The following is a 14,713-nucleotide window of genomic DNA, read 5'->3' on the forward strand; positions in this document are numbered from 1 at the left end:
TCTTGCGATCGGCATCGATGACACGGCACGCCCGCCGTTCGCTCATCCCGTGGCACGCTTGGAGATGAGCGACAGCTTCCCGCTTCGCGGCGGGCGTCAAAACTTTTTTGCCAGAAGATCCTTCAACGCAGCCTGGTCCAGCATCGCATCGGCCAGAAGCCGCTTGAGCCTGGCGTTCTCGCTCTCGAGCTCTCGCAGGCGCCGGGCCTCGGATACCTCTAGGCCTCCATACTTGGCCTTCCAGTTATAGATCGTCGCTTCTGACACACCGTGCCGCCGGGCGAGATCAGCGGTCTTCGCGCCCGCTTCTGCCTCCTTCAGCACCCCAATGATCTGCTCTTCTGAAAACCTTGCACGCTTCATCGTCTGTCATTCCTTCAGGCCAGACTCTAATCGTTCGTGGAGGAAAATCAGGGGGTCACGTCAACCGAGGTCGATTATCGAATGTTTTGCGACAATATCGACTGGGAAAAAATTCCCCTATTGTCTAAGCAGAACCTGACTATACGAGATCTAAATAGACGGCTTTTTTTGCCACAGCGTGATGAGGCTGCCTTAGCAGAAATTATTTCTGCGGCAGGGGAAGTGGGAAAACCAAGAATAATTGTATTTTCTCCTTCTATTTCTCATGCGGAAAAATTTGCAGATATTCTGAGTGCTTCCGGTATCCCTGCGAAGAACATTTCTGGCGTGAAGCGTCTCGACCGCCAGGCAGCCCTCATGGAATTCTCATCTGGACGAATTCAAGCTCTAACTGCCGTGGATCTTTTGAACGAAGGTATCGATGTCCCAGACGTAAATATCATTGCCTTCATGCGCGCGACGCACTCCCGGCGTATTTTCGTTCAACAGCTCGGTCGAGGCCTGCGCCTTGCTCCTGACAAGCCCAAAACCATTGTCTTGGACTTTGTTTCAGACCTTCGCAGAATATCAGAAGTTGTGAGCATGAACGAAGAAGCGAAGCGCTCGGACCCCGCTCCAGAGGCAATCTACATCAAAGATGGGTTCGTAACTTTTAGCGATCAAAAGGCCGAAACGTTAGCCAAAGAGTGGATCGCTGATGTGGCAGATCTCGACGCTAACGATTCGTCAAAACTTGTTTTCCCAGGGATTTGATATGGTGGACATGCCAAGGAAAGTCATGCTCGAGATTAGAGAGCGGATTTTTAATGTTCTTGACGAAAAAGAATATATGTCCACGAAGCGGAAGCGTTCTGGCGAAATAATGGACTCTTTAGTGTCTGATCCGACTATCGGTGCAAGAATAGCCGAGTACTACGGGAAAGAAAGGGTTCGTACCTATATTAAGGATGCCGTTCTCAACAGGTATACAAAGGAGAGAACGAAAGCACCCGATGACTGGACTCCATTCATCAAAGAAATCTTTGGTTCTGAATGCTCGCAAGTTGCGACTTCAAATGGCGTGAGGCTGTTCAGAAGCGAGGATGGTACAATCTTTGTCGCTAGCCACGGCCGCCTTTTGAAATGGGAAACGGCACTTCGAAAGTTGCTGGAATATCGTGCGGCTAACGCCAAGGCCTTGCTTGAACACGGGAAAATTGTCGAGTCTTGCCTTGTATTAATGAGTGGAGGCGCCCCGCAAACTGCAGCTGATGCCGATCTACTTAGAAGCGCACTTGCCAATATCAATGTTAAGGTAAAAGTCCTTTGAGTATGAATGCCGTTCCTGCAGATTTTTTCCGACACACTTTGCGGCAAGCATGCCTGATAATAGAGAGTTTGTATGCAGGCTCTCTCCCACCACCACTATCTTATTGCCAATCAATTAGATGGCCCTTCTTAGGGATGAAAAATCCCCAGCTTCGGCGAGACGACGAGACCCACAATCCGCTAATTTACGCCACGAGTTGTGCCGAATGTTCTGACAACGGACAGTCTTCAATCACCCGTTCATCCTACTAACCTCACGCGATCCCATTGGGTTGCGAACGCTATGGCCAGTTCGGCAAATTTCAGCAATTGCTCCGACTTCATTCATATAACCGCGCAAGCGCTCTTCGGTCCGTCGACGCGGCCGCCTGCCGGACTTCAGATCGGCGACCAGCCGTGGGTCTCCAACTGCCAACCTGCCGAAGGTGCTTGGCGACGTCTGGGTTCGCGCCAGATATTCCTCGATCTGCTCCAGAAGCTCCATAGTCCAGACTCGCTTCGCACTTGCGTTCCTGTTATGTTCTTACTAGGAAGGCTTCCTAGAGTCTAGGATCAATTTTCCTAGGAACCCGCGATAGGATTGGCAGTCATGGACGACGCACGCAGAGCCCTGGACGAACTGATCCAGCAACGAGGCTGCAATTATTCCTCGGTTTCGCGACTGCTCGGGCGCAACGCAGCCTATATCCAGCAGTACATTCGCCGCGGCAGCCCGAGACACCTGGACGAGCAGGATCGCTCGGTGCTCGCCCGCTTTTTCGGGGTGGACGAGAAGGTGCTTGGTGCCCCTGCCCGTCGCTCAGGTCCAGTCGTTGAACTGGTCCATGTGCCCGTTCTCAATGTCGAGGCATCGGCTGGCCACGGCGCTCTGGCCGAAATGGAATCCAAATCGGCGCAATTCGGCTTCGATGAGAAGTGGCTCCGCCGGCTTACCGCCAGCAAGGCTTCGAGCCTGTCGATCATCGCCGTGCATGGCGACTCGATGGAGCCCACCCTCCACGATGGCGACGAGGTCATGGTCGATCTTGCCGATAGCCAGGCCCGTCTGAGAGACGGGATCTATGTCCTGCGGATGGATGACATGCTGAGCGTCAAGCGGATTGCCCTCGAACCGCAGGGCAAGCGCGCTTCAGTTCTGAGCGACAACCCGGCCTATCCGAGCTGGCGCGGCCTCGAAAAACGGACGCTCAACATCGTCGGGCGGGTTCTCTGGTTCGGACGGGCGCTTTAAGGAGGTCATCTTATGCTAGCCCTCCTTGCCGCCTCGATCGTAGCCTCCAGTCAGACCTTCACCTGCACACCAACCCATGTCTGGGATGGAGATGGCCCGGTCTGGTGTGCGGAAGGGCCCCGCATTCGCATCGCTGGCATCGCTGCCCGAGAAATGGATGGCAGCTGCCGCACCAATCAGCCCTGCCCCGATGCCACGGCGATTGAGGCACGCGATGCGCTCGTCCAGCTGATGGGCGGCGCGCGCGGGGCAATCCCGACCGGTCACATTGTGGTTCGAGGTCTGCGGCTGTCGTGCCGCTCGGGAGGTTCCGCAGGCGGAAGCCGCACGGCTGCCTGGTGCCGCCTGCCATCCGGCGCAGATCTCTCCTGCGCGATGATCCGTACGCGAACGGTGCTGCGATGGGACCGGTACTGGAAAGGGCCAGCATGTCGGTAAGCCCCGACCTACACCTTCGTGGTGAGCTGGTTGAAGGGCCGCTTGGCCTCGTGCTCCAGGCAGGCGGCGGCCACTGGGAACTGGATGCGCCGAGATCGGCTCGACGCCTTGTCGGCCGCGAGGTCGAGATCACTGGCCACCGTGCAGGTTTCAACGGCTTGATCTGCAAGCAAGTCTGGCCGGCAGGGACAGCCCAACCTCGCCGAATACAGCTTCCAATCGAACGCCTGTTCGTTGGTGGTTTCGTGATTTACGGACTTCTGGCGACCCTGGCCGGGCTTGCCGGCCAGCTTTCTTGATGCTCAGCGATTGGGAACTCTGGGCCTGTGCCAACCATGTTCTGCAAACCCATGGCGACAAGGCACCGTTGCACGTCGCCGAGCAGATTGGCGCTCTCGCTCTCGCGGACGACCAGGCAGGAATTCGTGCGTGGCAGGCCATCGCCGAGCGGATTGTCCAGCTGACCTCCAACCGTGATGGCGCCCGGCTGCAGTAGCCGAATTCGGCGCTACTGCCTCGTTCATCCGATCGGCGATAGATCGCCTGGAAACAGGCATGCCTGCGCGCTGGATGGGCCACACGCATCGCCTTCGATCCTGAAACCATGCATGCGCTCCACCAGATGGCGGGCAAGATCGACACGGGCACCGCGCTGCACACGCGGATCATCGGCATTGAGGCGAACGAGGGTGTGCTCTGGCGCAACGGCCAGGGCGACTTCGAGGTGGGTCAGAAGAAGGTCGTCAGAGATTCGGCGCATATGCCCATGAGAACAAATAAAGAACTTATTGTCAACCGGCGGCGTGCGGAGAGGTGTGGAAGGGGCGACACTATATGCCGATCTCGAAGGGCTTGGCGATCGAGCGATCGAGCTCTGGAGGCTTGCGTTCAGGCGCAGGCGCACGGTCTTTGGCCTGCCCTTTGGCGGCTGCATCGCGGAGCAGATCAACCGTCTCTAGCGCCGAGCGCTTCATGCCGGCGTTGCGCTCGACCGCCGCTTCGAGTTTGCCGGCATTATCGACATACAGGGTGAGGCCATCGCGCAGCCGCGTAATCGTCACCAGGAACGTCTGCTGGTTGGCCAGATTGCGCTCACGGCTGTCCATGACCGCGATGCCGCGATCGGAGGTGAGCCCCTGAGCCATATGGGCATTGAGCGCATAGGCGAGATCGAGACGGCGGAGCATCGGGTCGCCCTGCTCCAGCCTGTGCTCTGCACCGAGAGATGTCTTCACAACGACCCCGGCGCTGTCGACTGTCCGAGCCATCGTCCGCCGGAACGACTTGGATCCCGCCGTCGGCTTCGGCAGGTTCAGCCTGTCGCTCGCCGTAGAACACGGGCTGGAGAACCGGCGTCGATCACGACCCGACGTTCTTCAAGGTGCGGCTAGATAAGGCGAGCTATGTCGCAGATCTTGGGGCAATGCCCCGGCGCAACGTCCATCGCATCTGGAAAGCGCTGACTTCAGCCCAGCGAAAAAAGGCGATCGAGCTCGGCCATTCCGCACCGCAGGAGTGAGGGTGCGGACAGGCAAAAGTCCGCGACGCAATTTCAGGGCCGCCAGACGATCTGATGGTTGGCGATGTCGCCAATGTTCCAGTTACGCGCGCGCAGCAGCACGAGTTCGGCATCCGTGAAGGCATCGCTCCGCATGGCCAGGCAAACCAAATGGGAAGGGCGAGTCACCGCAACATAATGCTGCTTCAGGCTCTTGCGTAGCTCGGGCTTGTTGGCGGTCAGTCCTGATCTCGCGCCCGTAAGCCAGTCCTTTATCCGAGTGAGGTGCGACCCTTTGTAGTGGGTATCAAAGACGAGCGTGGCGAGATGAGTCTCACCTTTGACAGAATGGATCGAGCCGACCTTGATCCGGACCGCAGGCTCCACGCTCGGGTAGGAGAAGATGTTGCCCGGCGTAGCCAGAGCACCGACCGCTCCCAGCTCGTCGTCCCACGCCATAAATTCATCCGCACTTCCCGCTGCGGCGCCCGCCAGCAAAGCGGTGGCAATATCTGTGATCGGCTTCTTCCAACTCTGCCACACCCGGGCGTTCGTAGGCAGTTCTCCGGCCGCAACCTTCAAGCACAAAAGATGAAACCGTCGGAGTGTCGCAGCATCGTGTTCGAGAAGCCGACCCAGCTGGCGGAAGCGGTTGGCCAGCTTCGGATGTCGAACGGACGGGTTGAGCATCGTCGCCAGCCGCAACACGGCGTCGGCGGCCTTCTCGGTTATGGGACGAACATCTCCTGTTCCGGCCGCGTCCCGGACACCGCGCCTGAGATAGCCGATCAGGGTGGCAGGTCGCCCTTCGATGTGGGCAAGCTCATGATCGTAACCCTCCCAATAATGGGCCACGCAATTTGGCGGGTCCGGTCGATTAGTATCGCGATGGATCGCACCGACAGCAGCGAAGATGCCAGTCGCGCGCTCTGCGGGACTGACACGATTAGGCGCAGCATAGGCCTTCAGCGCTCGCTCCTCGGCGAGAGCGCCTCCGGCATCATTGTCGATGAACAGGTAGAGCTCGCGCACGCTCTCCGGGATCGAAACCAGACCGAACCGCTCGTTTCCAAGCGTCGCCCAGCACGGGATCCCGAAGAGCTGCATTGCTGACAGGGCGCTCTCGATACCTTCGGCAAGACCCAGACGCCCCTGCACTGCCGGCGCAAGTCTGACGGCACCACAGCCAAGGGTGCCAAGCGCACGCTTGGGCCGCTCGAAACCGGCCAGCTTGCCTCTCGCCACGTCGAGAAATGTCCTGTGTACTGCGATAATGCCCATGTCAGTCGTGACTGCCGCCAACATCGCAGGGATAAATTGAACTGCCCCGCGTGGTCCGAGCGGCGTACGTTCCAGGTAACGGAACTGGTCAGATGCGCGCTGGAGACCGCGCTGTGAGAGATATCGTTCGACGGGACTGTCGGAGATCGCCGAAGCCGATTGCCACAAGCGTCGCGCATTGGGGCTGAAGTCACCATGATTGTGCCGATCGGCGGTAAAGGCGCCAGAACCGTCAAAGAGCTCGCGGCTGCGAACGCCCTGGCGATCCAATGCTGCAATGACGTCCTCATTCGAACATCCGGCGAAGCAATGGAACAGGATGGCCTTTCGCCCCAAGGTCACGCTGAGCGACGGTGTGCGGTCGTCGTGGGCGGGACAGCAGCACATGCCCTTGCCCTGGCGCCATGTTCCGTTGAGGCGTTCGACAATCGTGCGGGCGCGGCGTTCGAGTTGATGACTGTTCTTTAGCTGGGGCATCGACCTTCTCCGGTTGAGGTGCCCTCCCCGTGCAGCCTCCGCTCTGCACCAGCGCCAAAACATTTTCCTACGCCCTATGTTCTTTATATGTTCTCTCTCGATTCGGCTATAGAAGGATCGAGAAATGCCACTGAAAACCCTGATGATCGGCAGCATTGGCATCGCCATCGCGTTTGCCACTCCTGCCAGCGCGCAAGACCTGCCGGCTCCCCACATGCCCGAAGAAAGTGACAGCCGCTCCGATGGCATCCGGATTGCAGAGGCATCGAACGGGTTCCAGTTGGTCGAGCATGGGCTCTGGCAATCGGCGCAAGCCGCCCCAGCACCAAGTTCGAGCGTTGCAGAACATGGACGGGTCAACCTGCCGTACAGATACGAGCCCAAGGCCAAAACTGCCCCATCCGGGTTTCGGCGGGCGAGCTACCTGCCCCACGTCTATGCGGCGGAAGCGAAGTATTCATTGCCTACCGGCCTGCTCGACGCGCTCGTCTGGACGGAATCCCGCTATAACCCCCTTGCTGTCAGCCCGGCAGGAGCTGCGGGCCTTGGCCAGCTGATGCCAGCAACGGCAAAGGAACTCGGCGTCTTCAATCGCTTTGACCCCATGGCCAATATCTTCGGCGCGGCGCGGTATCTGAGGCAGATGCTCGACAGGTTCGGCGTGGTTCACCTCGCTGTCGCGGCCTACAATGCCGGTCCAGGTGCAGTCGAACGCGCGGGCGGTATACCGCGGAATGGCGAGACGCCCGGATATGTCCGCGACGTCCTTCGCCATTGGCGCTTTTAGCGGTCTATCCGCAAGTTAGCCGAAACAGAGGCAATCGACGGATTGTTGCCGGGCTGGACCATTTTGCAAGCAAGCGACTGCACGGGAGTTTAGCCGCTTTTGGCCTCGGCTGGGTACTTGGCTACAATCTGCATTACCTCCTTACCCCACAACGCCAACGCCTCGCGCTTCTCGTTGGTATACTGGTGTCGGTGATAGACCCCCGCCACACCGGCCATAGCTGATCCTGACTGGTGATTGAGGACCGCTTCAGAAACCACCAGAGGTATGCCGAGACGCTGGAGGCCAGTTGCCACCGTCCGCCGAATGTCATGCATTGTGAAGTGACCGGCTTCGTAGCCGAGCTTCTCGTCCACGCTTGCTCTGATCCGCTTCCATGCTTTCGAGAGGCCGCTAACGCTGTTCGTGCTGGTGACCTTCGATGCCAACAGAATCTGGGATTGCTTGTGAGCGTCGTCAGGGTCGATCCCTGCGGCCATGAATACCTCTGTGACGACTGCAAGAGCCTGCGCGGACAGCGGCACCACATTCGCTTTGCCATTTTTCGCTCGGTCGCCTGGGACGGTCCAGACCTTCGCCTTGAAATCGAACTCGTCACAAGCTGCATCGAGCACTTCTCCCCGGCGTTGAGCCGTAAGGACAAGCATCTGCACAAGGTGACCGAACGGATAGCCATCCTCGACCGCAGATTGCCATAGCGCCGCGAGTTCTCGGTCGCTGAGTACGCGATCACGAGGTTCATTCCGCTTCGGACGCCACGCGTCCCGGCAGGGATTAGCAGGCATATGCTCGAGTCTGGTGAGTGCCCACGTGTAGAAGGTCGAAAGATGGCGATAGACGATCCGCGCCATCGTCAGGGTTTCCTTGCCCCGCTCGAATGCGATCTTCTCAACAAAGCGGCTCACGTCACCTCGGGTAATGGAGTCCGCGAGGCGGTCTCCCAGCTCGGGCTCAATGTACTTTCGGAAGACCCGATCGAACTCCCTCGCGCTGCGCTTTTTGCCCTCGATCTGCTGGGACAGATACGTCTCGTAGAGCTCGGCGACCGTACCGACGCCCTTTGACCCCTTCCTCTTAGCACCCGGCTTCCTGGCAATGCTCTTGCCCTGCTCGACATCGACAAGCAGATCGCGCGCCTTCTTACGCGCATGGGCGAGGGTAAAACTCGGACCATGGCGTCCGATGGTCACATTCAACCACTTGCCCTGAACCCGCTTGCGCAGAATGTATGTCTTGATACCACTGGCACCCATGCGGAGCCTCAGGCCGGGGACGATACCATCGGCCAGCTCAATCTGACCAGCCGCCGGCGCCTTGAGCCCTGCGATCTTGGCGTCCGTCAAACCTACTTTGTTCGCCATATGTACCTGCTACCTTAGGTAGCTTTTTGTAGTGGATACTGGCGAACATTTCAAGAACAATGCGGACTATAAATCGCAGATTTCCGACATTCTTGGACACATGCGGACGCGCTAGGACCCTCTGATCATGGCTCTTAATCAGCGGGTCCTAGGTTCGAGCCCTAGTGCGTCCACCATTTTTTCCGACAAACCAAATAGCTGTACCTCTCCTCTGCCCAGGAATGGCGAGAGGCATCCCCTGGCAGCGGTCGGGGCAACATCCTGGCTGATTGGCAAAGACGGGAACTCGCAACTCGTGCGGGTCTTCCTTGTCCATTGCCGAGACGGCAAGGCATTACCCTGACCTTGCGTGGCACGCGGCCGATCTGGGCAGCGCACCGCTGGCCGGTCGCCCTGCGACTGTCGATGCCCCTGTTTTCCTGCCCCTTTAGCGGAGTCAGCGATGAAACAGGCGGATGGCAGCAGGCTGGCGGGGTACGGCGGCAGGAACAAGGACGGTGATCGCCTTCGGCATGACCTTGAAATGCGCAGGAGTGGCGGTGACGATCTCGCCGTCGGTATTGATCGGCATGGGACGCCGCGTCTCGATATCGAATTCCACGCAGCGGGCAGTCCGGACCTCTTTCCAGGCGCCATGCGTACCCGTCCGGAATGCCCGTACCATCAAGGCGAGCTTCCACAGGTTGCGCATCTCCAGACTGTAGAGATCCAGCGACCCGTCATCGATGGCAGCCGTCTCTTCCACGACATTGCCACCGCCGTAGAGACGTCCGTTGCCGATCGCGATCTGATAGGTCTTTACCCTCGTTCCGCTACCTTTCTCGACAATCCTGGCGCGAAACCTTCGCGCTCCTGCCAGAATGCGCAGTGCGGCGACGGCATACCCCAGTCGGCCGAACCGTTTCTTGATCGCGGGATCGAGCTTCTGCGCCAGATCGCTGCTGAGCCCGATGCTGGCCACATTGAAGAAGGCATGGCCATTCACCATGCCGACATCGATCTGCCGCGCGTGCCCGGCGACGATCACATCGGCAGCGGCAGCGAAATCGAGCGGGATCGACAGGGTCCGCGCAAGGTCGTTGGCGGTTCCAGCCGGAATGATCCCCAGCGGCAGCCCGCTTTCCATGATCGCCGGGGCCGCCGACGAGATCGATCCATCGCCGCCACAGACAGCAACGAGATCCGCCGATTGATGTAGCCGGGAAATGTCGCGCGCGATTTCGGGCAGGTTGGCAAAGGGTTCGACGATGACGGACAGCCCGCCAGCTTCAAGGCGTGCGCGCACCGGCTCCAGTGCAGCCGCGCCCTGCCGCGATTGTGCATTGTGAAGCAGCAGGACACGCTTGCCGGTATCGGATGGCACGAACAGACCTATCGCAGCAGGAAAAGAGCGCCGTCAGTCATAGCCGGTTCGCGGGCAAAGCCCTGCATAATCTTTGCAGCAGCGTCAGAAATCCAGGTCCAGAGCATTCGGCGCGCTTTTTCGAACGTCGCAAAGCGGACTTTCCACGCAGTCCCGGATCGTTCATCAACGCAGTGTTCGTTCAGAGGAGAAGCTGATGGAGTTTGACGAGGTCATTCTGGGTCGTCGGAGCATTCGCGGTTACAAGCCCGATCCGGTGCCGCGCGCGCTGATCGAGGAAATCCTGCAGATCGCGATGCGAGCCCCGTCGTCGATGAATACCCAGCCCTGGAACTTCTATGTCATCACCGGCGAGCCTCTCGATCGGATCCGGCGCGGCAATACCGAGCGGATGATCGCAGGCGTGCCGCAGTCGCGCGAATTTCGCACCGGAAAGCCCTTTGCGGGACCCCATCGCGAGCGGCAGATCGGAGTCGCCAAGCAGCTGTTCTCGGCGATGGGCATCGCCCGTAACGATGCGGATGCCCGGCAGGATTGGGTCCTGCGCGGCTTCCGTCAGTTCGATGCACCGGTTTGCGTCATCATCACCTATGACCGCGATCTCGATGGCAGCGACGACACGCCATTCGATTGCGGTGCTGTCGCGACGGCTCTGGTCAACGCCGCATGGTCACGCGGGCTGGGCGCGGTGATCAACAGCCAGGGCATCATGCAATCGCCAGTTGTGCGCGAACACGCCGGGATCGCAGACGATCAGGTAATCATGAAGAGCATTGCCCTGGGATGGCCAGACGAGACCTTTCCAGCGAACGCGGTGGTCTCGACCCGCAAGTCGGTGGATGAGGCAGCGGTGTTCGTCGGATTCGAATGATCATCAGCATCATTTGCCTCAGGGATCGTGCGCGACCGGGCTGAAGGGTGAGCAGAAAGCGATGGCCACCAGCATCCTTGCTGGAGGCTAGCACAGCTGTTTGGTTGCTGAACGCGCGGCAAGTGCGGATTGCCCAAATCGAAGATGAGATAATCGTGCAATCCATCGATGTTCGGCTGCAGCAAGGCTGCGCCTGATGCAGACTGCCGGTCCGCTTTCCGAGTAACCGCAATGCCCTTGTCCAGCCTGTTCTCGCCCCTAACCATCGGCCGACTGAAGCTCGAATCGCGCCTGGTGATGGCGCCGATGACGCGGCGGATGAGTCCTGGCGGCATGCCGGGGACGGAGGTTGCGGACTATTACCGGCGCCGCGCAGAAGGCGGCGTGGCGCTGATCATCTCCGAAGGCACGGGCATTGCCGATCCTGCAGCCCTGGCCGAAGCCGGCGTTCCCGAATTCCATGGCGCAGCGCTATCTGGCTGGGCAGAAGTGCTGCACCGCGTCCACGCTGCTGGGGGCAGAATGTTTCCGCAACTCTGGCATGTCGGCAGTGCGCGCAAGCCCGACCAGACCGGTACCCCGCATGTGCCTGCAGTTTCTCCATCCGGCCTGTTCGCACCCGGCAAGCCCAATGGAGAGACACTCGACGATGCGCGCATTGCTGCCATCATCGCAGCCTATGGGGATGCTGCGGCTGACGCACTGCGGCTGGGCTTTGACGGGATAGAGCTTCACGCGGCGCACGGTTATCTGATCGACCAGTTCTTCTGGGTCCCGACGAACCAGCGCAAGGATGTCTGGGGGCGCGAACCCTGGCGCTTTGCGCAGGAGGTCATTCGCGAGTGCCGCCGCCGCACCAGCCCGCAATTTCCCATCTGCCTGCGGTTCTCGCAGTGGAAGCAGCAGGACTATGCCGCCCGTCTGTTCGATGCGCCTGCAGCGCTCGAGCCCTTTGTGGCGGCGATGGCCGACGCCGGAACCGACATCTTCCATTGTTCCACCCGCCGCTTCTGGGAGCCCGAATTCGAGGGCAGCCGGATGAATCTGGCCGGCTGGACGCGCAAGCTTTCGGGCAAGCCCGTGATCACGGTCGGCTCTGTCGGACTGGACGAGGACTTTCTGATCACCCGGGTCGGCGATGATCCCATTCCGGACAGCGCGCGGCTTGATCTGCTGGACGACATGCTGGCAAGCGGGGAAATCGATCTCGTCGCCGTCGGCCGCGCACTGATCGGCGATGCACAATGGGGCAACAGGATGCGCGACGGGCACTTTGACCGGATCACGCCGTTTACGCGCGAAGCGCTGACGCGGCTGGATTAGCCGGGATTAAACAACAGCGTCTGCCCGCCGGTCGCGAGCAGAACGCCCTGCTCGCTCCAGAGCTCGACCCGCCCCTGGGCAAAGCCCGACGCCGCCGCCGCGATGGTGATATCGGCGAGGCACCAGCCCGGTGCTGCGCTGCGCACCATGCGCAGGCTGTTGTCGATGCTGTTGCCTCCGCCGGGCCGCCCGCTCATCCGGCCCAGCGCCACAGGAATGAAATCGGCAAACAGGGCAAGGCTCGCCATATCGATCGGCCCCGTGGCCTTGCGGCGCAGCCAGAAGCGTGCGCGTCCCGCAGGAAGGCAATCCTCGGGAAGTTCGCGGACCTCCATGGTGTCCAGAAAATGCGCGTTGTCATCCTGGCGCGGCAAGCGGGCGCTGGGCAGGCATTGATCGGGCGCAGGGACAAGCGGGGCATCGAGCCATTGCTGCTCGGCAAAGCCTGACCTCTCCCCCAGTGTCACGCCCGCCGACAGAACCAGACGGTTGTCCACCCGCCCGCTGACCTGCGCCTGTACCAGGGTCCGACCGGCCTGCAGGATGTCGACCGTCAGTTCGAGCCTTGCCCCCAGCGGGGTGAAGCTGACGAACTGCAGCGCCCCCTGAACCACGGGGCGCTGAACGGTCTCGGCCGCGGCCTCCAGCGCGAGTGCCAGGCACGCGCCACCGAACAGATAGGCGTGGCCCGGTGGGCCTACTGCCAGCGCCGGTGCAATGTCGATGGCAAAGCGGCCATCGCCCCGGCTCAGAAGATCGGGAAAGGCAGCCGTCATCTATGCTCGCGCAAAGGAGTAGACAGGATCGTCGGGCCAGCGTCCGCCCACGGGCTTGCGCGCGCCAAAGCGCTCGGCCTCGGTGCCAGGGGGCAGCGGCATCTCTTCCACCCAGTCGAACACCACCAGCCGGTTGAGCACGCGCCATTCGCCGTTGCGCTCGACAAACCAGTCGAGATAGCGGCCCTTCATGTCCCATTGGGTCAGCTTGCCATCGGCACCCGGCTGGCGCTGGAAGGCGGAGAAATAGCTCTCGACCGCCGCGCCGCCCTCGCGGAATTCGATCAGTACATTGTGGATCTGGTGAATGCCGCGCTCGATGTGCGGCAGCATCTTCATCGCCCAGTCGACAAAGCCCTCCGCGCTGCCATTATAGGGTCCGTGATTGTCGGTTCCGTCCGGCCAATAGGCAGAGCGCAGCATTGCTTCGTCCGCGCGATCGATGCCGCGGCAATAGCGCATCAGGCAATCACGGATGCGCTCGCGCGCAATCAGCTCGGCGACCTGCGGGTCGGGGGCGGCGGTCATGCTGCAAACCTCATGCGATGGTGATCGATGGAACCGTGCGCGATGGCAAGCATCATCTGACGCTTGAGGTGATGGCTGACGATCAGCTCGTCGCTGAACCCGACCCCGCCGTGCAGCTGTACCGCCTGCTGGCCGACATAGATGCCGCATTCGCTGATCCGCACCTTGGCGGCCGACACCGCGCGCTGGAAGGCGGCATCGCCCTTGGGGATCGACAGCGCAATATGGCACAGCATCGCCCGGGCCTCTTCGCATGCCACGGTCATGTCGACCATGCGGTGCTGTAGCACCTGGAAGCTGCCGATCGGCTTGCCGAACTGTTCGCGGGTCCGCAGATAATCGAGCGTGATCGCACTCACTGCCTCCATTGATCCCACCGCTTCGGCGAGATAGCCGCAACTTGCGCGCGCCACAGCGGCCTCGATATCGGCCAGCGCATCGCCCTGGCTCCCGATGAGCTGGCCCGCAACGCCCTCCAGCTCCAGACGGGCGTGGCGGTGGCCGTCGACAGCTCGAAACCGCTCGACCCTGAGGCCCGGGGCGCTGGCGGAGACGAGGAACAGCGACAGCCCGTCGCGATCCCGGACGCCGCCGGCCGTACGCGCAGGCACGATGAACCATTCGGCATCGCCGCCATCCTCGACATGCGCCTTGGCGCCATCCAGCGTCCATCCTTCATCCGATCCGGTCGCACGGGTGGCGACATGGTGCAGATCATAGCCGCCATCATCTTCCAGCAGAGCAGCCGCGACGATAGCTTCGCCGGCGCCGATCTGCTCGATCAGGTCGTCCTGCACCGCGCCGCCGCGCGCCAGCAGCGCCGGGGCGAGCACGCAACTGGCCATATAGGGGCCAGGCACCAGGTTGCGTCCGAAGCCTTCGCCCAGCGCCATCAGTTCGATGATGCCGCCGCCCAGCCCGCCACATTCCTCGGCGATCGGCAGCAGCAGCCAGCCGAGATCTGCCATCCTGGCCCAGGCATCCGTCTCGCCGCTCCGCCCCTGCCGGATCAGCCGGTGGCGTTCGGTCGGCGGAAAGTGCTCCTGGCCGAAGCGCAGAATGCTGTCGAGCAGCATCGCCTGTTCATCCGAATAGGTAAAACGCATCG

Annotated in this window: 15 protein-coding genes, 1 tRNA gene and 2 pseudogenes; 10 read left to right on the top strand and 8 right to left on the bottom strand. The window is 60.8% G+C overall.

The window, feature by feature from the left end:
• Positions 1 to 363 (bottom strand): annotated as a pseudogene (locus C7451_RS02630) (transposase); the annotation flags it as partial.
• An 81-nt stretch (positions 364 to 444) separates the two neighbouring features.
• Between C7451_RS02630 and C7451_RS02635 the strand changes: the two are divergent.
• From C7451_RS02635 to C7451_RS02665, 6 genes are all read left to right on the top strand, one after another.
• A complete protein-coding gene (locus tag C7451_RS02635; RefSeq protein WP_167398406.1) occupies positions 445 to 1,116 on the top strand; it encodes a DEAD/DEAH box helicase in 672 nt (223 codons plus the stop codon).
• A gap of 1 nt (position 1,117) precedes the next feature.
• Positions 1,118 to 1,672 (top strand): hypothetical protein, encoded by a 555-nt coding sequence (locus C7451_RS02640; RefSeq protein WP_110297449.1) that lies wholly within the window; start codon positions 1,118 to 1,120, stop codon positions 1,670 to 1,672.
• A 588-nt stretch (positions 1,673 to 2,260) separates the two neighbouring features.
• Positions 2,261 to 2,902 (top strand): S24 family peptidase, encoded by a 642-nt coding sequence (locus C7451_RS02650; protein WP_110297451.1) that lies wholly within the window; start codon positions 2,261 to 2,263, stop codon positions 2,900 to 2,902.
• Between the two features lie 12 nt (positions 2,903 to 2,914).
• The gene (locus C7451_RS20170; RefSeq protein ID WP_110297452.1) at positions 2,915 to 3,340 is read left to right on the top strand and encodes a thermonuclease family protein; all 426 of its coding nucleotides are present in this window, start codon (positions 2,915 to 2,917) and stop codon (positions 3,338 to 3,340) included.
• Positions 3,241 to 3,639, top strand: a complete 399-nt coding sequence (locus C7451_RS02660; protein WP_244181531.1) for a DUF5818 domain-containing protein — start codon at positions 3,241 to 3,243, stop codon at positions 3,637 to 3,639. Before C7451_RS20170 ends, C7451_RS02660 begins: the two co-directional genes overlap by 100 nt.
• Positions 3,639 to 3,836, top strand: coding sequence for a DUF6961 family protein (locus C7451_RS02665; protein WP_110297454.1), 198 nt, complete (start codon positions 3,639 to 3,641; stop codon positions 3,834 to 3,836). Before C7451_RS02660 ends, C7451_RS02665 begins: the two co-directional genes overlap by 1 nt.
• A gap of 334 nt (positions 3,837 to 4,170) precedes the next feature.
• Here the strand turns inward: C7451_RS02665 and C7451_RS02675 are convergent.
• Positions 4,171 to 4,596: pseudogene (locus C7451_RS02675) on the bottom strand (MobF family relaxase); the annotation flags it as partial.
• Positions 4,597 to 4,892: 296 nt separating this feature from the next.
• Entirely contained in the window at positions 4,893 to 6,596 is a 1,704-nt protein-coding gene (locus C7451_RS20480) for a DUF7146 domain-containing protein (protein WP_425266450.1), read from the bottom strand.
• Positions 6,597 to 6,720: 124 nt separating this feature from the next.
• Here C7451_RS20480 and C7451_RS02685 point away from each other — a divergent pair, with 124 nt between their 5' ends.
• Positions 6,721 to 7,383 carry a lytic transglycosylase domain-containing protein gene (locus tag C7451_RS02685; protein WP_066284904.1) on the top strand — a complete coding sequence of 221 codons (663 nt, stop codon included), beginning with the start codon at positions 6,721 to 6,723 and terminating at the stop codon, positions 7,381 to 7,383.
• Between the two features lie 89 nt (positions 7,384 to 7,472).
• Here the strand turns inward: C7451_RS02685 and C7451_RS02690 are convergent, their stop codons facing one another.
• Positions 7,473 to 8,744, bottom strand: coding sequence for a tyrosine-type recombinase/integrase (locus C7451_RS02690; RefSeq protein WP_066284903.1), 1,272 nt, complete (start codon positions 8,742 to 8,744; stop codon positions 7,473 to 7,475).
• Between the two features lie 94 nt (positions 8,745 to 8,838).
• Here C7451_RS02690 and C7451_RS19905 point away from each other — a divergent pair.
• A tRNA-Lys gene (locus tag C7451_RS19905) sits at positions 8,839 to 8,920 on the top strand.
• 260 nt (positions 8,921 to 9,180) lie between these two features.
• Here the strand turns inward: C7451_RS19905 and C7451_RS02695 are convergent.
• Entirely contained in the window at positions 9,181 to 10,107 is a 927-nt protein-coding gene (locus C7451_RS02695) for a lipid kinase (protein ID WP_110297456.1), read from the bottom strand.
• 196 nt (positions 10,108 to 10,303) lie between these two features.
• Here C7451_RS02695 and C7451_RS02700 point away from each other — a divergent pair, with 196 nt between their 5' ends.
• Positions 10,304 to 10,978 carry a nitroreductase gene (locus tag C7451_RS02700; protein WP_110297457.1) on the top strand — a complete coding sequence of 225 codons (675 nt, stop codon included), beginning with the start codon at positions 10,304 to 10,306 and terminating at the stop codon, positions 10,976 to 10,978.
• Between the two features lie 231 nt (positions 10,979 to 11,209).
• Complete coding sequence (locus tag C7451_RS02705) at positions 11,210 to 12,301, top strand: NADH:flavin oxidoreductase (protein ID WP_110297458.1); 1,092 nt, start codon at positions 11,210 to 11,212, stop codon at positions 12,299 to 12,301.
• Here the strand turns inward: C7451_RS02705 and C7451_RS02710 are convergent.
• The 3 genes from C7451_RS02710 to C7451_RS02720 are packed head-to-tail and all read right to left on the bottom strand — an operon-like array spanning position 12,298 to position 14,711.
• Positions 12,298 to 13,077: an acyl-CoA thioesterase gene (locus tag C7451_RS02710; protein ID WP_110297459.1), complete on the bottom strand. Its 780-nt coding sequence runs from the start codon at positions 13,075 to 13,077 to the stop codon at positions 12,298 to 12,300. The genes C7451_RS02705 and C7451_RS02710 overlap by 4 nt on opposite strands.
• On the bottom strand, positions 13,078 to 13,605 hold the full coding sequence (locus C7451_RS02715; protein WP_110297460.1) for a nuclear transport factor 2 family protein: 528 nt from the start codon (positions 13,603 to 13,605) through the stop codon (positions 13,078 to 13,080).
• Positions 13,602 to 14,711 carry an acyl-CoA dehydrogenase family protein gene (locus C7451_RS02720; protein WP_110297461.1) on the bottom strand — a complete coding sequence of 370 codons (1,110 nt, stop codon included), beginning with the start codon at positions 14,709 to 14,711 and terminating at the stop codon, positions 13,602 to 13,604. The genes C7451_RS02715 and C7451_RS02720 overlap by 4 nt, the downstream gene beginning before the upstream one ends.
• Positions 14,712 to 14,713: the final 2 nt, after the last annotated feature.

This window comes from Blastomonas natatoria, assembly GCF_003201955.1.
Taxonomy (GTDB): Bacteria; Pseudomonadota; Alphaproteobacteria; order Sphingomonadales; family Sphingomonadaceae; genus Blastomonas; species Blastomonas natatoria.

Coding starts and splice junctions, on each gene's coding strand:
- C7451_RS20170 (WP_110297452.1), top strand. CDS start 2,915: ATGCTAGCCCTCCTTGCCGCCTCGATCGTAGCCTCCAGTCAGACCTTC.
- C7451_RS02715 (WP_110297460.1), bottom strand. CDS start 13,605: ATGACCGCCGCCCCCGACCCGCAGGTCGCCGAGCTGATTGCGCGCGAG.
- C7451_RS02665 (WP_110297454.1), top strand. CDS start 3,639: ATGCTCAGCGATTGGGAACTCTGGGCCTGTGCCAACCATGTTCTGCAA.
- C7451_RS02720 (WP_110297461.1), bottom strand. CDS start 14,711: ATGCGTTTTACCTATTCGGATGAACAGGCGATGCTGCTCGACAGCATT.
- C7451_RS02650 (WP_110297451.1), top strand. CDS start 2,261: ATGGACGACGCACGCAGAGCCCTGGACGAACTGATCCAGCAACGAGGC.
- C7451_RS02635 (WP_167398406.1), top strand. CDS start 445: ATGTTTTGCGACAATATCGACTGGGAAAAAATTCCCCTATTGTCTAAG.
- C7451_RS02710 (WP_110297459.1), bottom strand. CDS start 13,077: ATGACGGCTGCCTTTCCCGATCTTCTGAGCCGGGGCGATGGCCGCTTT.
- C7451_RS02640 (WP_110297449.1), top strand. CDS start 1,118: ATGGTGGACATGCCAAGGAAAGTCATGCTCGAGATTAGAGAGCGGATT.
- C7451_RS20480 (WP_425266450.1), bottom strand. CDS start 6,596: ATGCCCCAGCTAAAGAACAGTCATCAACTCGAACGCCGCGCCCGCACG.
- C7451_RS02700 (WP_110297457.1), top strand. CDS start 10,304: ATGGAGTTTGACGAGGTCATTCTGGGTCGTCGGAGCATTCGCGGTTAC.
- C7451_RS02690 (WP_066284903.1), bottom strand. CDS start 8,744: ATGGCGAACAAAGTAGGTTTGACGGACGCCAAGATCGCAGGGCTCAAG.
- C7451_RS02705 (WP_110297458.1), top strand. CDS start 11,210: ATGCCCTTGTCCAGCCTGTTCTCGCCCCTAACCATCGGCCGACTGAAG.
- C7451_RS02685 (WP_066284904.1), top strand. CDS start 6,721: ATGCCACTGAAAACCCTGATGATCGGCAGCATTGGCATCGCCATCGCG.